The sequence below is a fragment of the Acinetobacter portensis genome (assembly GCF_010646905.1).
Lineage (GTDB): Bacteria > Pseudomonadota > Gammaproteobacteria > Pseudomonadales > Moraxellaceae > Acinetobacter > Acinetobacter portensis.
In genome coordinates this window covers 1-19,823 of record NZ_JAAARQ010000002.1, presented here as the reverse complement: position 1 = coordinate 19,823, position 19,823 = coordinate 1, and the positions used below count along the sequence as shown (strand labels likewise).

Genomic DNA, 19,823 nt, shown 5'->3' with positions numbered 1-19,823 from the left:
CGGAGACTTTTTTATTTAAGTTAGGCCACCTGACCTAACGGGTTAATCTTATCATAGTACATTGCTTCAAACTCAAAAGGCGATACATAACCCAGTGCACTGTGTACACGCTTTTTATTGAACCAATCTGGCTTTGTTGCGTAAACATTCTTCAAGATACTGATTTTTAAGGATTTGTTTAAATTTCAATCCAAAAATAAATTAAATAAAATCATAGTCTTATATATTTATGCAACAAAGCCGTTCTGCTGTGATCACAGCTGTACAGCCTGTCACATATTTTTAACAGCTGTTGTAGTTATAATTCCTTAAACATTATTTCTTTTTTGATTAAAAACCATTCTAATGGTTACCAGATTTTTTAATGTTATATTTTTTAATAAAATCATTTATAATACAATCATGTAATTCAATAAGGCCATCCTGGCTAGCTAAAAATGGTAGCCAAATATCATTATGATCTATAAAAAAATCTTTTTGTTCCTGAGTTAAAGAAGAATTTTTATTTTTTTTTATAAACTCTTCTTTAATTAAAAGATATTCTTTTTGCTTTTCCTCAAACTGTTCCAAAAATATATCCATAGATTTGTACAGAGGTAAATTTTTAGTTTGTAACCAAAAGTTCATAAATTCATAGCGTTTTTTCATCAGAGACTGTTCGCTTTTTATCCTATTTTCAGCTACTTGAGCTTGAGCTTGTTCAGGCCATTTTTCTGTTTCTTGTCTTAATTCATGTATTTTATCTTTTAATTTTTTTAAAAAGTTCATATGCACTAGATCTGATATAATTGAAAATATATTTAGTATCTTATTATATTTATTTAATAGGCGGATTCAAGCGGCAAGTGCAACAGTATAAAAACCAGCCATAACTTCACTAGGCGTATACCAACCTAGTGTTTTTCTAGGACGATGGTTGAGTGCAAATTCTATCTGCTCTATTTGTTCGTTTGACACGTCATCAAACGATGATGATTTTGGCAGATATTGCCGGATTAAACCATTCGTATTTTCATTCCTTGCTCGTTGAATAGACTTGTAAGGATCAGCAAAATACGTATCTATGCCGGCATCAGTGATTCTTTTGTGTTCGGCAAATTCCTTACCATTATCAAAAGTAACACTATAAGCATGGCTCATCCGTAAACGATCTAATGCACAAGTAATCGTTTGAGAGGATGCTCTCGTTGGCCCTAAATGAACAATATGTACGTACAGGCTCTTTCGATCAACGAGAGTTAATAAAGCACCTTTATGATGTTTACCAATTACAGTGTCACCTTCGAAATCTCCTAAACGTTGTCGTTGATCAATGACCTGGTCTCGGCAATGAATACTTGTTTTATCAATGATTTGCCCCCTACGATCCGTGTTTTTGTAACCTCGTTTTCGATATTTCTTCTGATGCCTTAAATGTAGGTGGAGTTTACCGCCTTTTGATTTATCTTCATAAATGTACTGGTAAATCCACTCATGTGAAGGTACATCCAGCCAACCGCGTTGTGTTAAAGCGCCTAAAATTTGTTCTGGTGACCAGTCCAAGCCAATCAAGTAATCAATATAAGCGAAGGCAAATGCTGTCATGGGTGATGAAGGACGGTACCGTCTTTGACTTGCAAATTTCGCTGCCTGTTGAGCTCTATATCCACGTTGCCCAGTATTTCTTTTTAATTCACGGTAGATGGTTGATCGTGAACGCCCTAACTCCCGAGCAAGGCTAGCGATTGAACTTTTACTTTTCAAAGTAGCATAAATTTCGTATCTTTCATCTTGAGAAAGTTGGGTGTATTTCTTCATTGTGTGCTTTCCAATTGCGAGTTGAAAAAGTCCAATGATTCTACGAATACACCTAACTTTTTCAACTAACTACAAATGTGTCGCACTTGAGATTTGAATCTGCGATATAAAAAAGGCTTTGTTTCATAAACCTAGAATGGAAGGCTTATTCAGTAATATAATTTCAAAATGCATAAACCTGCCCCCTAAAATCTATCGTACAACCAATTGGTCATCTTATAAAAAAATATTATCTATGATTTCTTAAATTTTTTAGAACGAGAAGAATACATTCTCTTAATCAAAATGGTCGATATAGCTAAATTCTAAAAACACTAGCACATGGAAACATCTGTAAAACCTCATTTCCTATGGTTTTAGGTGTGATAATAAATTAAGTATTCAGTTATAAGTTGAATCATGTTAATACGATGAAAAATATGGAAAGTAGCTGGATATCGAATCTTTATCTAAGCCAAATTTCATATGACATTATTTTACGATGATTTATATAACCAAGCTCGGATGAATGAGCTTACTGATCATACTGAACGTTATAAAAAAATGCTCTGTACACGACAAAAATAGATAACTCATTGAAATAATGGTCACAATAATTGTTTTCTAACGACCAATACTATGACGCATCCCAATGAGTTAGGACTTACGCACTGTTATTTATAGACTCTCTGTGGTAGCAGATGATTTTTATCGAGAATAAAGTCATCAATGAAGTTTTTGATCATTGGTCTAAATAACTTCTTCTGCCAACGATATACATTTTCAAAGATCCGCTCAAACTGGTTCTTTTGTATCTCAACATAGGCCATCAAGGCTGAAAAAATATGATTCGAAATCAGTTTAGATCGTCTTACTTGAAACTTTTCAATATGACAAACCTGTTTAATCACTCGGTGATATTGTTCTATTTTCCAATGACTTGAATGTAATTCATGAAAACCCTCAAAGGACAATAAATCATCTTCATCTTGATGCACAATATAAAACCTCTGCTGTTCTTTTAACTGAGTCTTAAATAATTGTACAAAGCCAAAATCTTTGAGCCAGACCACTTGACCCTGATGGAAATTTGGCAATAAACGCAGTTGAAACCATTGTCCTTTTTCTGGGGAAACCTTACGGTTACAGTCGATACCAAACATAAATCGAATACCATGTTTTCTTATGGTTTTTAGATTTCCAGTCGATGAATACCAACTATCACCTGTAATAAATTGAATCTTTGCACCCCAACTGAGTACTTCACTTAACATATCCATAAAGTAATCATTCTTGGTTTTACCTTCAGATTTGTCATAAATTCGGAAATTAATTGGAATATTTTGACCATTTTGATCTGTCGCATACAAGGTAATGAGATTAATACCCTTGACGGATCGGTGGTGTTTGCCTGACCAAAAATAGCTAACTAAGTCCATATGCTGACTATATGGTTTATCTAAAACAGTATCATCAATACTGACTATAAGTTTATTATTATCAATATGTTGAATTGCTTCTTGATATAGGTCGTGAGGTGTGTAGTCTTCACGTTCTAGAAAGCGATTTACACTATCATGCGAGATGTTATAAGTCTCGGCAAGTTGTGTGCAGCTAATAGAGTTCGGTTCTGTCATGAGAAAGCCCATATAAATGGGTAGAGTACAAGTTGCTGTAGAAGCATTTTTAATTCGTCTGATCACAGATACTTTATAAAGTATTTTAATACTTTTTTGAATCCGTCAATGCGTAAGTCCTATAATTTTTCTTTTTATCCAATTTAAAATTAGGTGCGTACACGGCCTCAACATTTCAATAAAGTACAAAAGGTGTTTGCGTAGGCAATAACCTTACTTTTGATAAGCCAAAAGAAAGCAAAAGCCTTTGTTACCCATACATAACATCCCTATTATGATGGATAACGTGTGGCATCCCTGCCACACTCGTGTATCCAAACGTTGCTTAAATTAAACTATGTAATAGTGGCGACATAAAGGTGCTCTTATCGCTATATATTAAAAACTTAGTGGAACACTGTTTCTAAAGCTTTTAAACCCACTTTGGGATCAAGTAGACCGTTGTAAATTTCAGGGATTTCACGTTCCACCCCCAAAAATTCATAAATGGCAAGCATCGCCCCACGAACTGAATATTCCACAGTAAAGACCACGTCATCTTCAATTTCCACAAACTGTCCAAGGAAAGCAAAGTTTTGTGAGCCTTGTGGAATTACCTGTGGACGATCCCCCGGTTTACGGCAGGCGAATAGGGCAGAGGCGTATGGCATCATGGCGGTAGTAACATCAGTCGTTGCCAAAACATGATCTAAAATGTCGTCAAAACCGAGCTGTTTAATCAGTTCTGTTAGGATTTCTTGCCCCGTGGCTTCGGACATTGGTTTTTTGATGTAATCGCCTATATGGTCAATTTGGAAACCGTAGCCCCATAAGGTATATAAACCTTCAGGTAAGTCGGCAAAGTGTGGCTGTGCAGGAACCACGATGGATAAATGCCAACCCGACTCATACCAAGTCATGAGTGCGCCTGTGCCTGGTTCATTGCCTGTATAGTCAATAATACGTTTAAGTAGCACGTCATCTTTCATGGTCAGAGTGAAAGACTCCCACTTATGTTCATCGACATTGCCATAAAAAGTCATTGGACGGCCAAAGTCTGGGGCTTTTTGTGCCAGCGTTTCCCAAAGCGTCCAGCCATGATCTTCTCGATGACGAATAAGGGCAGGCACGTCATGATTACCGCCATAACGTGAGTCTGCTGTAATAGAGCCTAAAGTGAAAATAGCTAAATCATTGGCTTTCAGATTAATTTGCTCTGAGCCTTCAGGCAATTGTACATATAGGCGTGAAGCGTAGCGTTCTTGAGTTTCAGCATTGGTAATGAAGTCTGCATCTGTGACATAGTGTCCAAAACGCACATCGACGCCTTGTGCGACTAACCAACGCTGTAGGGGCAGAATCATCGAGTCATATTGGTTGTACTTGGTACGTTTCACACCCGCTAAGGTATGAATGCGTGGCAATTCTTGAATAAAACGCAAGAAATAGCGTCTTAACTCTGCCGCACTGTGCCATTTTTGAAAAGCGAAAGTGGTGCGCCACATGCGCCAGAAATTGGTTTCAAAAAAGGCCTCATCAAAAAACTCATCAATGCGGCGGCTACCAATTTTTTCTTCTTTTGAAGCCAATAGGCGCAGCATCTGTGCACGATGTAGTGTATTCAGACCAAGCTTTGCTGCATCCGCAATGACATGTTCGGCATCAATTAAACGTGCATTGGCGTGGGTTTTCACTTTTTCATTAAACTCACGACATTCTTCACGAACGGAAATGTCTGGATTTTCCAAAGATGGAATACTGGAAAATAAGTCCCATAGGCACAAATAAGTTTCATCGGTCAGCATTCGCCCACCACGTGTCACCCAAGCTTGCGCGGCATGTGGAGTATCTCCACCATCCATTGAGCCACCTGAAATATCGAGTTCTTCTAAAATATGGATATTTTTGGCAGGGACTTTGGCATCACGGATTGCAAATGCAGCAGCAGCCATACCTGCGATACCACCACCAATAATCCAAAGATGGGACTGTTGCGCGTCTAATGGGGTGCGCTTCTTATTTTGCATGGTTCACCTTTAATTATGAAGTAAAAAAATTGGTTTAGAAAAACCTTAAAAATAGTATGTCTTTTTATATATGAAAAATGTATGAAAAGGGAAGCAATTCCCCCATTATATTTTGTAATCAAAAATAAGCACATGATGGCTATCTTTAATACACATTTGTCTTTTTATTAAAATTGAATATGATCTAAATATCTGATGTTGCAGTTTATTGTTGAGTAATTGCTCTAGTATTGTTTTCACTATGCCCTATGCTAAATTTCCTAGGACTTACGCATTGACGGATTCAAAAAAGTATTAAAATACTTTATAAAGTATCTGTGATCAGACGAATTAAAAATGCTTCTACAGCAACTTGTACTCTACCCATTTATATGGGCTTTCTCATGACAGAACCGAACTCTATTAGCTGCACACAACTTGCCGAGACTTATAACATCTCGCATGATAGTGTAAATCGCTTTCTAGAACGTGAAGACTACACACCTCACGACCTATATCAAGAAGCAATTCAACATATTGATAATAATAAACTTATAGTCAGTATTGATGATACTGTTTTAGATAAACCATATAGTCAACATATGGACTTGGTTAGCTATTTTTGGTCAGGCAAACACCATCGATCCGTCAAGGGTATTAATCTCATTACCTTGTATGCGACAGATCAAAATGGTCAAAATATTCCAATTAATTTCCGAATTTATGACAAATCTGAAGGTAAAACCAAGAATGATTACTTTATGGATATGTTAAGTGAAGTACTCAGTTGGGGTGCAAAGATTCAATTTATTACAGGTGATAGTTGGTATTCATCGACTGGAAATCTAAAAACCATAAGAAAACATGGTATTCGATTTATGTTTGGTATCGACTGTAACCGTAAGGTTTCCCCAGAAAAAGGACAATGGTTTCAACTGCGTTTATTGCCAAATTTCCATCAGGGTCAAGTGGTCTGGCTCAAAGATTTTGGCTTTGTACAATTATTTAAGACTCAGTTAAAAGAACAGCAGAGGTTTTATATTGTGCATCAAGATGAAGATGATTTATTGTCCTTTGAGGGTTTTCATGAATTACATTCAAGTCATTGGAAAATAGAACAATATCACCGAGTGATTAAACAGGTTTGTCATATTGAAAAGTTTCAAGTAAGACGATCTAAACTGATTTCGAATCATATTTTTTCAGCCTTGATGGCCTATGTTGAGATACAAAAGAACCAGTTTGAGCGGATCTTTGAAAATGTATATCGTTGGCAGAAGAAGTTATTTAGACCAATGATCAAAAACTTCATTGATGACTTTATTCTCGATAAAAATCATCTGCTACCACAGAGAATCTATAAATAATAGTGCGTAAGTCCTATAAAACTATAAAGTGATACAGTTGACACAAAAAATAAATGTTCAAAATATACATTTATTTTGATATAAAGATGTTGAAATGTGCACTGCGTCACAATAATAATTTTTCAGTAGATTCATGGAAAGATATTTGTGTAGGAAATGTGCTTGAAATTGTTCCTTAAATTGTTCTAAGTCCACAAGGGATAGTTATGTTGAGATTGTCACTTTTAGCTGTTGTAGCTTCATTGGGGGTAGCGGCTTGCACATCAAGCCCATATACGAAGCCATCAGATTTACGTTTTCAGAAAAAAACGCAAGAAAATAATCAACCTATTGTATTAAAGCGAGATGAGAAGCTTTGTGGTGGTGATACAGCAGAACAGCAAAATTGCCCGATTGAATTTTATATTGACAGTATTAAAGCTGGAAATTTTTATATAAATAATTCGGCTCAATATGCATTGAAACCAGAAACATATAATTTCAAAGTAAAAAACTGTACTGAAGAATCATGCCAAAGTTGTGATGTTGACTTAAACGTAGGAAAGCTAACAAGCAATGAATTTGTACTCTCTGTCAATACAAACGGTAAACCTTTTATTTCCAATAATGGTCAGCCTTTAAGTTGTGAGGTGAAGCACAAGGTTGCTGCTCAGGAACAGATAATACGAGTGGATTTAGCTGCGGACACTTTATTTAAATTTAACGGTTCTTCCTTGAATGATTTACTGCCAAAGGGGCGTCAAGAGGTCTTGAATGTTGCTTCGCAAATTCATAACAACTTCGTTTCTGTAAGCCGCATTAATTTAGTTGGTCACACAGATCGTTTGGGAAGTGATAGCTATAACAATCAATTGGGGCAAAACCGTGCAGACACAGTACGCAACCTGTTGGTTCAAAACGGTGTATCTGAAAATAATATTTCAACGTCTAGTGCAGGCAAAAATCAACCTGTGACGAATGGTTGTTTTGATGTAAAACAGCGTGAAGAACTCAAAGCTTGTTTACAGCCTGACCGCCGTGTAACTGTCGAAATTACAGGCATTACTAAATAGTTAAAGTTTTAGAAGATAAAAGAATATAATTTTTTGGGTAAAAATATGACTAATTTTATTGTAATTGAGAAAGACTCATTAAATAAGTCTACAGTAAATGCGACACAGATTACATTAACCGAAGCTTCTATTGTTCATACTAAAATGAGCCGTGATGACGTCGACGAATTTATCCGTGATGGCAATAACTTAGTGCTTAAGTTAAAAAATGGTGAAGTTGTTGTTATTGAGAATTTTTTTATAACATATGACGATGTCGCTTCAGATTTGGTTTTTGAAGAAGATGGGTGTGTTCTATATTGGTTTGATGGCGTATCGGGTTTTAAAGGCATTCCAGGATTAGAAGCATTATTGCCTGCTGTTGAAAGCAGTCAACTCGTTGGATTGTTACCTTGGTTGGTGGGTGCTGCTGTAGTTGGTGGCGCTGCAGCAATTATTGATCACAATGACAAGGATGAAGAACCGAAAGATACTACAGCACCTACAGCACCAACTGTTGAGATTAATGATGGTGGTGATGGTGTTATCAATCCAACTGATCTTGTCAACGGCAAAGTTACAGTGACTGTTAAGCCGACCGAGCCAGTTGTAGAGGGTGATAAGATTACGATCACTCATCCAGATGGTTCAATAGAAGAAATTGAAGTTACAGCATCAAGCAAAGATGACATTAACAACAATGGTATTACTGTTGAAGTAACTCCTGCTGCGGAAGGTAAAGATACAGTTGTTACCGCAACAGTGACCGATAAAGCTGGCAATACGTCACCAGAAGGCAGCGATAATTCAACAGTTGACTTGGTAGTTCCGGGCGATGTTGACGGTGACGGTGAAAAAGACCTAACAGGTGCGCCAGTTGTTGAAATTCAAGATGGCGGTGATGATGTCATTAACCCATCAGATGTTGATGAGAATGGCAAAGTTGATGCAAAAGTAACCTTCCCGAAAGATGCGGGTTATAGCGTTGGTGATACTGTTGTGATCAAAGATCAAGATGGCACTGAACTGGTTAACCGTCCATTAACAGCTGAAGACCTTGAAAACGGCATTACTGTCAAAGTAACTCCTGCAGCGGAAGGTGAAGACACTATGTCAAACATAACGCTCCTTTCATTCATTTTAAATTTGAATTTATCTTAAGTTAATTTTGGATAAAGATAGATAAAAATTGTAATGAAAATGGCTGCAATTACAGTACTCATTTAATGCTATGACGCAGCATTTGAAAAACTCCCACGGTATGAATTTACCAAGATGCTTAAATCATGAATTTTATAAAATCAAAGATATGGCTTGTGCTGTTTCTTCCGTTTTGTGCACCAATAATGCCTATTTATGCAGCAAAACCAAAAAATTATTTAGACTCAGCTAAAGCAAACATCGAACAGTTTTTTTCGTCGCAACCTGCAGATTTGAATCAAGTGAGTATTCAAGAACTAAGTAAATACTCATGGGGTGAGCAGACAGCGCAAGATACTTTGCCAGTTATCAAATTGAGTGGTATTCAACAACAACTTAAAGGTATGGAAAAAATAAGCATTAACTCTGAAGCTGAGCTAACACTTTTTGATGCAATTCATCAAGCGCTACAGCGTCGACCTGAAATCACTCAGAGTATTGCTACTATTGCAGGCCAAGGTGCAAACATTGATGCGGCGAAAGCACAATATTTTCCTCAAATCTCTGGTGGTATTAGTACAGCTGATTTAACGACTGGCGAACGGGGAAGACAGCTTTACAGTTTATCAGCGACACAGGTTTTATATGATTTTGGAAAAATCAAAAGCGATATCAATATAGAAGAAGCGAAGTTATTACGAGAACAAGCAAATACATTAAATAGCATTGATGATATTGCATATCAAACAGCGAATGCGATGGTCAATATTAACCGTTATCAAGAAATCGTTCGTATTGCTAATCAACAAATCAAAGGAATTGCTCGAATTGCAGAAATCGCTAATTTACGGGCTAAAGCGGGTATTAGTAGTCAGGCAGATCCGATTCAGGCACAGTCAAATTTAGAAGCGGCCCAATCAAATTTACTCATACAAGAAACGCAATTAAAGCAATATCAGCAAAAGTTACAAATGCTACTAGGCTATGACGTCTCTCATGTGAAGATGCATATTCCAGATACGATCATTCGTAATGCGGGTTTATACAATGACCCAAACTTCACTCAAATTCCTAAGATGATCGTAGCTCAGGCATCAGTGCAAGTTGCTAAATTACAAAAAGAACAAACAAAACTGAGCGCTTATCCAACAATTAATATTAAAGCTAGCTTAAATCAAGCTTTGAATGGGAAAAATCCGAATAATAATGAAGATGATGGTTTTTATAGCTCTGTTATGTTGGAAGCGAATAGTAACTTTTTCCAAGGCGGGGCGACTCGAGCAAAAATCCGTTCTGCAAATTATGCGGAAGAAGCAGCAAAAGCGGCGGTTAACACAGTTTATTTAGATGTCTTAGATCAAATACAACTCATTCGTGTGCAGGTCGAAAATAAGCAAAAGCAAATGGATGTTCTAGCGTTAAGAAAAGAAACCACGGCACGGACAAAAGAGTTGTATCAAGAACAATATAAATTAGGCACCCGCACAGTGGTGGATTTATTGAATTCTGAACAAGCAATTCATGCTGCCGCACAGGAAATTGAAAATGCAAGATATGATATTTACGCGGCCCTAATTCAGTATATCTATGTTACTGGTGCTTCAAGAGCATTTTATCAACTAAATAATACTTCTATTCAAGGGTTTGAAATTTTACCATGAGCAAAACTATGAATTATCAGCCATGGCTTCAAGCCGTTCTAGCAATTGCAAAACATTATCGTATCGAACCATCTGAAGAGCGTTTACGCTTGCAACTCGATTGGAATCCGAGCCAGTCACTTGATGATATTTTGATTTTGGTGAGCCGTCAGATCGGGATGAGTCTAAGAAAAACTGAATTTAGTGAAGATATTTTGAATCCGTGGCGTTTACCACTTCTTATTCAAATGAGAGATGGGCAAGTTGGCGTATTGAATCAACTCGATGCCAATGGGAATGCGAATATTCAGTTCAGTGGTGATCAGGGATTAGCACAAGTACTTACTGTAGAGTTATTAAAAGAAAATGTGAACAATGTTTATATTTTAAGACCTGAGAAATCAATTCCTGATGTCCGTATTGATGAGTATATTAAACCATATGAGCAGAACTGGTTTTGGACGATTGTACTCAAAGACTGGAAACGCTATTTGGATGTGATGTTTGCATCATTAATGGCCAATATACTTGCATTGGCGACAGTTTTATTTTCAATGAATGTTTATGATCGAGTTATTCCTGCACAGTCTATTCCAACTTTATGGGTATTAGCCGGTGGTGTACTAATTGCAGCAATATTTGAATTTTGTTTACGAGTTGCACGTATTTATTTATCAGACATTATCGGAAAACGTGCAGATCTAAAAATCTCAGATAAGGTATTTGGTCATGCTTTAAGAATTAAAAATAAAGAGCGATCCAAATCCACAGGTACGTTTATTTCGCAAATACGTGAATTGGAAGGTGTTCGTGAATTAGTCACTTCTACAACCATTTCAGCGATTGCAGATTTGCCTTTCTTCTTTTTGTTTTTGGCCATTTTTTGGCTGATCGGTGGCAATCTGTTCTGGGTCATGGTTTTGGTTGTACCTTTAATGATTATTCCTGGAATTTTGATTCAAAAGCCATTGGCAAAATTAGCATCTGAAGGAATGCGTGAAGGTGCTATTCGCAATGCAACACTGGTGGAAGCTGTTCAAGGTATAGAAGATATTAAGTTATTGCGAGCGGAATCTCGATTTCAGAACCAATGGAATCACATGAATCAAGCTGCTGCAGATATTTCAATGCGCCAACGGAAATTAGTTGGAATTGTGGGGGCGTGGACTCAGAAAGTGCAAGGGCTTACTTTTGCGATTGTCGTACTGGTTGGATGTTTTGCTGTAATGAAAGGGGAAATGACTACAGGTGCATTAGTTGCTTGTTCAATTTTATCATCGCGCATGCTAGGACCAATTACACAGATTTCAGGAGTTCTAGGGCGTTTTCAACAAGCTAAAGTTGCTAAGACAAGTTTAGATGAGCTTATGAAGAAACCAGTTGACCAAGCACCAAATGCACATTTAATTCATAGGCCTGTTTTGAATGGACATTATGAACTTAATAATATTGTCTTCAAATATAGTGAAAACGATGCAAAACCTACTCTCATCATTCCGAAACTTGAAATTCAAACTGGTGAGAAAATAGCGATTTTAGGTCGTAATGGTGCAGGCAAATCAACGCTATTACAGTTGCTATCTGGGATGCAGGAGCCTGTTCAAGGGAAAATCAAATTAGATGGGGTTGACTTGGGGTTAATTGATCCAACGGATGTACGTCGAGATATGGGCTTACTCAATCAGAATCCACATTTGTTTTTTGGCTCTGTACGTGAAAATTTGACATTAGGCTCACCTTTGGCGACTGACCAAGAGCTTTTAAATGTGCTCAAGCTCACTGGGGCATTAAACTTTGTATTAGATAAGAAAGAAGGTTTAGATCATCAAATTTTAGAAGGTGGTGTTGGTTTTTCTGGTGGCCAGCGTCAAGCTTTACTTTTATCACGATTATTACTTCGTCAACCAAATATTCTATTGCTTGATGAGCCGACAGCCGCAATCGATGACGTTTCTGAAAAACAATTGATTGACAACCTGAAAGGCTGGTTGGGCCAAAGAACGTTAGTCATTGCAACCCATCGTCGAGCAGTACTTGAGTTGGTGGATCGAATTATTGTAGTACATGATGGAAAAATTGTTATGGATGGTCCTAAAGAGCAAGTATTAGGTAATACTCAAACCAATATAGCGAGTACAGCATCATGATTAGAAATCCTATAGAAAGAAAAGATGCTGTAAAAGTTCAAGATTTAGAACCACCATTGCCCAGACCCAGTCTATTTATTTGGATTATTTGTTCGGGGCTTCTGGCTTTATTGATCTGGGCATGGTTTTTTAAACTTGAAGAGGTTTCAACTGGTACTGGTAAAGTCATTCCTTCATCTAAAGAACAAGTGGTACAGTCTCTTGAAGGTGGAATTTTAACAAAGCTTTATGTGCATGAAGGGCAAATCGTACAAGAAGGGCAGGTACTTGCCCAACTTGACCCAACTCGCTTTGCATCAAATGTTGGTGAATCTGCTTCCTTACTACTGGCATCACAAGCAACAGCAGCGCGATTACGTGCAGAAGTCAATGGAACTGCTTTAAAGTTTCCGAGTGAAGTACTTAAAGAGCGAAGTTTAGTTGAAGAAGAAACAGCACTGTATCATTCACGACGATCTAATATAGAAGAATCTTTGTCAGGTTTACAACAGGCACTTATTTTAGTTGAACAGGAGCTACAAATGACTGAACCATTAGTAGCTAAAGGTGCAGCTAGTGAAGTCGAAGTATTGCGGCTCAAGCGCCAAGCAACTGATTTGCGCAATCAAATGAATGATGTGAGAAATCAATATTTGGTAAAAGCTCGAGAAGAGTTGGCAAAAGCCAACACAGATATCGAAACGCAATTACAAGTCGTAAAAGGTAAATCAGACTCTTTAAATCGTACTCTTTTTAAATCACCTGTACGAGGAATTGTTAAAGAAATTGATGTTATGACTATTGGCGGAGTGATTTCTCAAAATGGCAAGTTGATGACAATTGTTCCTCTGGATGAACAACTTTTGGTTGAGGCACGTATTTCACCGCGAGATATTGCTTTTATTCATCCTGGGCAAGATGCACTCGTGAAGATCACTGCCTATGATTATTCTATTTATGGTGGGTTGAAAGGAAAAGTTTCAATTATTTCACCAGACACATTGAGAGATGAAGTTAAGCAAGATCAATTTTATTATCGAGTGTATATTCGAACGGATTCAGGAAAATTGATGAATAAAGCAGGCAAACAATTCAGTATTACTCCTGGCATGGTTGCAACAGTCGATATTAAAACAGGGGAGAAAACGATTTTAGATTATCTAATAAAACCATTTAATAAAGCGCAAGAGGCTTTAAGAGAAAGATAGTTTTGAGTGAGCCTGTAAATAAATTTGAGGGTGTAAATAATTTTGTTTTTGTGCTTTTTATATGTGAATACGGCTTTGTTGCACAAAGATTTGAAATGCAAAGCGCCCCTAATTGAGCCAAATTTAAGGCGTAACTTGGGTAAGTGGTCGACCTAATTCCGTAAATCTGTTGAGGACTGCTACACGTGCATGAATTTCATTCACCTGACTAGGAAAGCTTCTTGCCATTAATTTATCGCCTAATAATTTGATGCAATGCATCTTGGTTTCCACCAAACTGCGGCGATGATAGCCTGACCATTTTTTCCATAATGTCCTGCCTAAACGTTTAACTGTTCGAAGTAATTCATTTCGCTCTAGCGAGCTACTCTTTGTATCTTTCCATGGTTTCGCATTTTTTCTAGGTGGAATCACCGCATGTGCTTGCCGATCTGCAATGACCTGACGGCATTGCTTGGTGTCATAAGCTCCATCGGTATAAACAGAGTCAATCTGCTCATCTTGTGGAATCTGATTAAGTAAATCACCAAGCACCTGTGAATCACTGACATTATTGGTTGTGAGCTGAATAGCGCGTATTTGTAGGGTTTTGGCATCTATACCAATATGTAGTTTACGCCATTGGCGACGATATTCAGCTCCATGTTTCTTGCGTTTCCATTCGCCCTCACCTAGAAACTTCATGCCTGTAGAGTCTACGAGTAGATGCAGCCCATCGCTACTTTTTTGGTAGCTGATTGCAATATCAATATGCTTTTGTCTTCTACAAAGCGTACTGTAATCTGGTTCGGTCCAATTTAATCCGCAAAGTTTAATCAGACTTTGCACAAAGCCAGTGACCATACGTAAAGATAGACGGAATAAGGATTTAATCATTAAGCAGCATTGGATAGCTGCGTCGGAGTAGGTTTGATTTCGCCCTTGTTTGCCTTTTGATGGAGCATACCATTGCGTAGCAGGATCAAACCAAATGGCAATATTTCCCCGACTCATGAGTGCTCGGTTATATGCGGACCAATTGGTTGTGCGGTAGATTTTGTGTGTAGGCTTCTTCATTTGAAAATTATATCGCTGAAAAAGCCTTTACAGATAGGTTTGTGCAAGAAAGCCGGTTACCATTATAGTCTAAATTATAAACGGGAAATCTCAACAGACCCTACAAATGTGTAATAATAACAAATAGTATGAATTTTATCATATTTGCGATTGAAGCCTATGTTATTAATTTGTTGCTAAGAGTTATTAGTGTGAAAAATATTTTAACCTTACTTAGTGTTTCGCTAGGGGTATCGGCTTGTTCATCGATGGTGTGTTCAAAGCCGCCAGAATTACGTTTTCAGGAAATGAAGTCTGGTTATTCACAGTTGCTTAATGTTACAAGAGATGGAATTCTATGTGCGGAAGACACTGAAGGAAATCAAAACTGCTCAATTGAATTTTATATTGATAGTATTAAAGCTGGAAATTTTTATATAAATAATTCTGCTCAATATTCATTGAAGCCCGAAACGTATAATTTCAAAGTAAAAAACTGTACTAAATCATCATGTCAAAGTTGTGATATTGACTTAAGCGTAGGGAAGTTAGCGAGTACTGAATTAGTATTATCTGTCAATGCTGATGGTAAACCTTTTATTTCCAATAACGGACAGCTATTAAGTTGTGAAGTAAAACATCAGGCCACTGCTGAGGAACATACAATTCGAGTGGATTTAGCCGCAGACATTTTATTTAAATTTGACGGTTCTTCTTTAAATGATTTGCTACCAAAAGGTCGTCAAGAGGTATTGAATGTTGCTTCGCAAATTCACAATAACTTTGTTTCTGTCAGTCGTATTAATTTAGTTGGTCACACAGATCGTTTGGGAAGTGATCGCTATAACGATCAATTGGGCCAAAACCGTGCAGATACAGTGCGTAACCTATTGGTCCAAAATAGTTTGGCAGAAATTGTGGTTTCGACTGCAAGTGCGGGCAAGCGTGAGCCAGTGACTAATGGTTGTTTTGAAGTAAGGCAGCGTGAAGCGTTACATGCATGTTTGCAACCAGATCGCCGAGTTGCGGTTGAAATTACAGGTTTATCTGAGTAATTAGCTTTTAAATTTAAGAAATATTTAATTTATATATTGGATGTGTGATGAATAATTTTATAGTAATTGAAAAAGACTCTCTCAATAAAGTAAGCATTAATGCTGAACGTATTGTTTTGTCCGAATCAAGTATTGTTCATACAAAAATGAATCGTGATGATGTATCAGAATTCATTCGTGATGGGAATAATTTAATTTTAAAGCTCACGAATGGAGAAGTTATTGTTATTGAAAACTTCTTTGTTGTGGATGCTGAAGGGGTGACATCAGATTTAGTCTTTGAAGAAGATGGTTGTGTTCTTTATTGGTTTGATGGTCTTTCGGGTTTTAAAGAAATTTCAGGATTAGAAGCATTATTACCAGCAGTTGAAGGTAGTAAACTCGTTGGATTATTACCATGGTTGGTGGGTGCGGGTGTTGTTGGAGGTATTCTTGTTGGGCAAGATGGTGATGATAAAAATACTCAGAAAGATACTATTAAACCTTTTGCACCAGGTGTGACTTTAATCACCGACAGCGGCAGTGACAATAAAGATGGCATCACCAACAAGGGTGACTACACTGTTTCGGGTATCGAAGAAGGTGCGACCGTTGAATACAGCACCGATGGCGGTGTGACATGGAGCAGTAATAAACCGGTTGCGCAAGAAGGTGAGAACAGCATCAGCGTACGTCAAACTGACAAAGCTGGGAATGTTTCGGATCCGACAGAAATTAAATTTACGGTTGATACCGTTGCACCGACGATTGCGATCACAGGTCCTCTGGCTGGTGACGACGTAATCAATGCGACTGAAAAAGGACAGCCATTAACCATCAGTGGTACGACCACAGGCGTGGAAAACGGCCAGCAGGTGACGGTGACCGTGGGCGTCAAGACCTACACCGCGACGGTGACGGACAACGCCTGGAGCGTGACGGTACCGGCGGAAGCTGTGGGCGAACTGCCTACAACAGGTTCTGTGTCTGTGACTGCTGACGTGAGCGATAAGGCTGGCAACCCTGCAACGCAGGCAAGCAACCCGATCAGCGTGGACATCGCCGCACCGACGATTGCGATCACAGGTCCTCTGGCTGGTGACGACGTAATCAATGCGACTGAAAAAGGACAGCCATTAACCATCAGTGGTACGACCACAGGCGTGGAAAACGGCCAGCAGGTGACGGTGACCGTGGGCGTCAAGACCTACACCGCGACGGTGACGGACAACGCCTGGAGCGTGACGGTACCGGCGGAAGCTGTGGGCGAACTGCCTACAACAGGTTCTGTGTCTGTGACTGCTGACGTGAGCGATAAGGCTGGCAACCCTGCAACGCAGGCAAGCAACCCGATCAGCGTGGACATCGCCGCACCGACGATTGCGATCACAGGTCCTCTGGCTGGTGACGACGTAATCAATGCGACTGAAAAAGGACAGCCATTAACCATCAGTGGTACGACCACAGGCGTGGAAAACGGCCAGCAGGTGACGGTGACCGTGGGCGTCAAGACCTACACCGCGACGGTGACGGACAACGCCTGGAGCGTGACGGTACCGGCGGAAGCTGTGGGCGAACTGCCTACAACAGGTTCTGTGTCTGTGACTGCTGACGTGAGCGATAAGGCTGGCAACCCTGCAACGCAGGCAAGCAACCCGATCAGCGTGGACATCGCCGCACCGACGATTGCGATCACAGGTCCTCTGGCTGGTGACGACGTAATCAATGCGACTGAAAAAGGACAGCCATTAACCATCAGTGGTACGACCACAGGCGTGGAAAACGGCCAGCAGGTGACGGTGACCGTGGGCGTCAAGACCTACACCGCGACGGTGACGGACAACGCCTGGAGCGTGACGGTACCGGCGGAAGCTGTGGGCGAACTGCCTACAACAGGTTCTGTGTCTGTGACTGCTGACGTGAGCGATAAGGCTGGCAACCCTGCAACGCAGGCAAGCAACCCGATCAGCGTGGACATCGCCGCACCGACGATTGCGATCACAGGTCCTCTGGCTGGTGACGACGTAATCAATGCGACTGAAAAAGGACAGCCATTAACCATCAGTGGTACGACCACAGGCGTGGAAAACGGCCAGCAGGTGACGGTGACCGTGGGCGTCAAGACCTACACCGCGACGGTGACGGACAACGCCTGGAGCGTGACGGTACCGGCGGAAGCTGTGGGCGAACTGCCTACAACAGGTTCTGTGTCTGTGACTGCTGACGTGAGCGATAAGGCTGGCAACCCTGCAACGCAGGCAAGCAACCCGATCAGCGTGGACATCGCCGCACCGACGATTGCGATCACAGGTCCTCTGGCTGGTGACGACGTAATCAATGCGACTGAAAAAGGACAGCCATTAACCATCAGTGGTACGACCACAGGCGTGGAAAACGGCCAGCAGGTGACGGTGACCGTGGGCGTCAAGACCTACACCGCGACGGTGACGGACAACGCCTGGAGCGTGACGGTACCGGCGGAAGCTGTGGGCGAACTGCCTACAACAGGTTCTGTGTCTGTGACTGCTGACGTGAGCGATAAGGCTGGCAACCCTGCAACGCAGGCAAGCAACCCGATCAGCGTGGACATCGCCGCACCGACGATTGCGATCACAGGTCCTCTGGCTGGTGACGACGTAATCAATGCGACTGAAAAAGGACAGCCATTAACCATCAGTGGTACGACCACAGGCGTGGAAAACGGCCAGCAGGTGACGGTGACCGTGGGCGTCAAGACCTACACCGCGACGGTGACGGACAACGCCTGGAGCGTGACGGTACCGGCGGAAGCTGTGGGCGAACTGCCTACAACAGGTTCTGTGTCTGTGACTGCTGACGTGAGCGATAAGGCTGGCAACCCTGCAACGCAGGCAAGCAACCCGATCAGCGTGGACATCGCCGCACCGACGATTGCGATCACAGGTCCTCTGGCTGGTGACGACGTAATCAATGCGACTGAAAAAGGACAGCCATTAACCATCAGTGGTACGACCACAGGCGTGGAAAACGGCCAGCAGGTGACGGTGACCGTGGGCGTCAAGACCTACACCGCGACGGTGACGGACAACGCCTGGAGCGTGACGGTACCGGCGGAAGCTGTGGGCGAACTGCCTACAACAGGTTCTGTGTCTGTGACTGCTGACGTGAGCGATAAGGCTGGCAACCCTGCAACGCAGGCAAGCAACCCGATCAGCGTGGACATCGCCGCACCGACGATTGCGATCACAGGTCCTCTGGCTGGTGACGACGTAATCAATGCGACTGAAAAAGGACAGCCATTAACCATCAGTGGTACGACCACAGGCGTGGAAAACGGCCAGCAGGTGACGGTGACCGTGGGCGTCAAGACCTACACCGCGACGGTGACGGACAACGCCTGGAGCGTGACGGTACCGGCGGAAGCTGTGGGCGAACTGCCTACAACAGGTTCTGTGTCTGTGACTGCTGACGTGAGCGATAAGGCTGGCAACCCTGCAACGCAGGCAAGCAACCCGATCAGCGTGGACATCGCCGCACCGACGATTGCGATCACAGGTCCTCTGGCTGGTGACGACGTAATCAATGCGACTGAAAAAGGACAGCCATTAACCATCAGTGGTACGACCACAGGCGTGGAAAACGGCCAGCAGGTGACGGTGACCGTGGGCGTCAAGACCTACACCGCGACGGTGACGGACAACGCCTGGAGCGTGACGGTACCGGCGGAAGCTGTGGGCGAACTGCCTACAACAGGTTCTGTGTCTGTGACTGCTGACGTGAGCGATAAGGCTGGCAACCCTGCAACGCAGGCAAGCAACCCGATCAGCGTGGACATCGCCGCACCGACGATTGCGATCACAGGTCC

At 40.8% G+C, this 19,823-nt stretch carries 13 protein-coding genes; 8 read left to right on the top strand and 5 right to left on the bottom strand.

The window, feature by feature from the left end; translation table 11 throughout:
• Positions 1–342 precede the first annotated feature (342 nt).
• From GTK57_RS00110 to GTK57_RS00095, 4 genes are all read right to left on the bottom strand, one after another.
• On the bottom strand, positions 343–768 hold the full coding sequence (locus tag GTK57_RS00110) for a hypothetical protein (protein ID WP_004776956.1): 426 nt from the start codon (positions 766–768) through the stop codon (positions 343–345).
• A gap of 66 nt (positions 769–834) precedes the next feature.
• A complete protein-coding gene (locus GTK57_RS00105) occupies positions 835–1,797 on the bottom strand; it encodes an IS30 family transposase (RefSeq protein WP_005095842.1) in 963 nt (320 codons plus the stop codon).
• A gap of 653 nt (positions 1,798–2,450) precedes the next feature.
• The gene (locus GTK57_RS00100) at positions 2,451–3,479 is read right to left on the bottom strand and encodes an IS701 family transposase (RefSeq protein ID WP_082188993.1); all 1,029 of its coding nucleotides are present in this window, start codon (positions 3,477–3,479) and stop codon (positions 2,451–2,453) included.
• A 320-nt stretch (positions 3,480–3,799) separates the two neighbouring features.
• The gene (locus GTK57_RS00095) at positions 3,800–5,419 is read right to left on the bottom strand and encodes an oleate hydratase (protein ID WP_163120774.1); all 1,620 of its coding nucleotides are present in this window, start codon (positions 5,417–5,419) and stop codon (positions 3,800–3,802) included.
• A 317-nt stretch (positions 5,420–5,736) separates the two neighbouring features.
• Here GTK57_RS00095 and GTK57_RS00090 point away from each other — a divergent pair, with 317 nt between their 5' ends.
• The 6 genes from GTK57_RS00090 to GTK57_RS00065 all read left to right on the top strand — a co-directional run bounded on the left by GTK57_RS00090 (position 5,737) and on the right by GTK57_RS00065 (position 13,910).
• Positions 5,737–6,765, top strand: a complete 1,029-nt coding sequence (locus GTK57_RS00090; RefSeq protein WP_163120773.1) for an IS701 family transposase — start codon at positions 5,737–5,739, stop codon at positions 6,763–6,765.
• Positions 6,766–6,971: 206 nt separating this feature from the next.
• Complete coding sequence (locus tag GTK57_RS00085; RefSeq protein ID WP_163120772.1) at positions 6,972–7,817, top strand: OmpA family protein; 846 nt, start codon at positions 6,972–6,974, stop codon at positions 7,815–7,817.
• A 45-nt stretch (positions 7,818–7,862) separates the two neighbouring features.
• The gene (locus tag GTK57_RS00080) at positions 7,863–8,957 is read left to right on the top strand and encodes a BapA/Bap/LapF family prefix-like domain-containing protein (RefSeq protein WP_163120771.1); all 1,095 of its coding nucleotides are present in this window, start codon (positions 7,863–7,865) and stop codon (positions 8,955–8,957) included.
• 125 nt (positions 8,958–9,082) lie between these two features.
• A complete protein-coding gene (locus tag GTK57_RS00075; RefSeq protein WP_163120770.1) occupies positions 9,083–10,597 on the top strand; it encodes a TolC family protein in 1,515 nt (504 codons plus the stop codon).
• Complete coding sequence (locus GTK57_RS00070; protein WP_163120769.1) at positions 10,594–12,723, top strand: type I secretion system permease/ATPase; 2,130 nt, start codon at positions 10,594–10,596, stop codon at positions 12,721–12,723. The genes GTK57_RS00075 and GTK57_RS00070 overlap by 4 nt, the downstream gene beginning before the upstream one ends.
• On the top strand, positions 12,720–13,910 hold the full coding sequence (locus tag GTK57_RS00065) for an HlyD family type I secretion periplasmic adaptor subunit (protein WP_163120768.1): 1,191 nt from the start codon (positions 12,720–12,722) through the stop codon (positions 13,908–13,910). The genes GTK57_RS00070 and GTK57_RS00065 overlap by 4 nt, the downstream gene beginning before the upstream one ends.
• Before the next feature lie 123 nt (positions 13,911–14,033).
• On the opposite strand, the gene GTK57_RS00060 is transcribed toward GTK57_RS00065, so the two are convergent.
• Positions 14,034–14,966: an IS5-like element IS17 family transposase gene (locus tag GTK57_RS00060; RefSeq protein WP_163120767.1), complete on the bottom strand. Its 933-nt coding sequence runs from the start codon at positions 14,964–14,966 to the stop codon at positions 14,034–14,036.
• A 128-nt stretch (positions 14,967–15,094) separates the two neighbouring features.
• Here GTK57_RS00060 and GTK57_RS00055 point away from each other — a divergent pair, with 128 nt between their 5' ends.
• Together GTK57_RS00055 and GTK57_RS00050 are read left to right on the top strand one after the other, a co-directional pair.
• Positions 15,095–16,000 carry an OmpA family protein gene (locus GTK57_RS00055; RefSeq protein WP_163120766.1) on the top strand — a complete coding sequence of 302 codons (906 nt, stop codon included), beginning with the start codon at positions 15,095–15,097 and terminating at the stop codon, positions 15,998–16,000.
• A gap of 47 nt (positions 16,001–16,047) precedes the next feature.
• On the top strand, positions 16,048–19,823 hold a 3,776-nt coding region (locus tag GTK57_RS00050; RefSeq protein WP_163120765.1), incomplete at its 3' end, for an Ig-like domain-containing protein.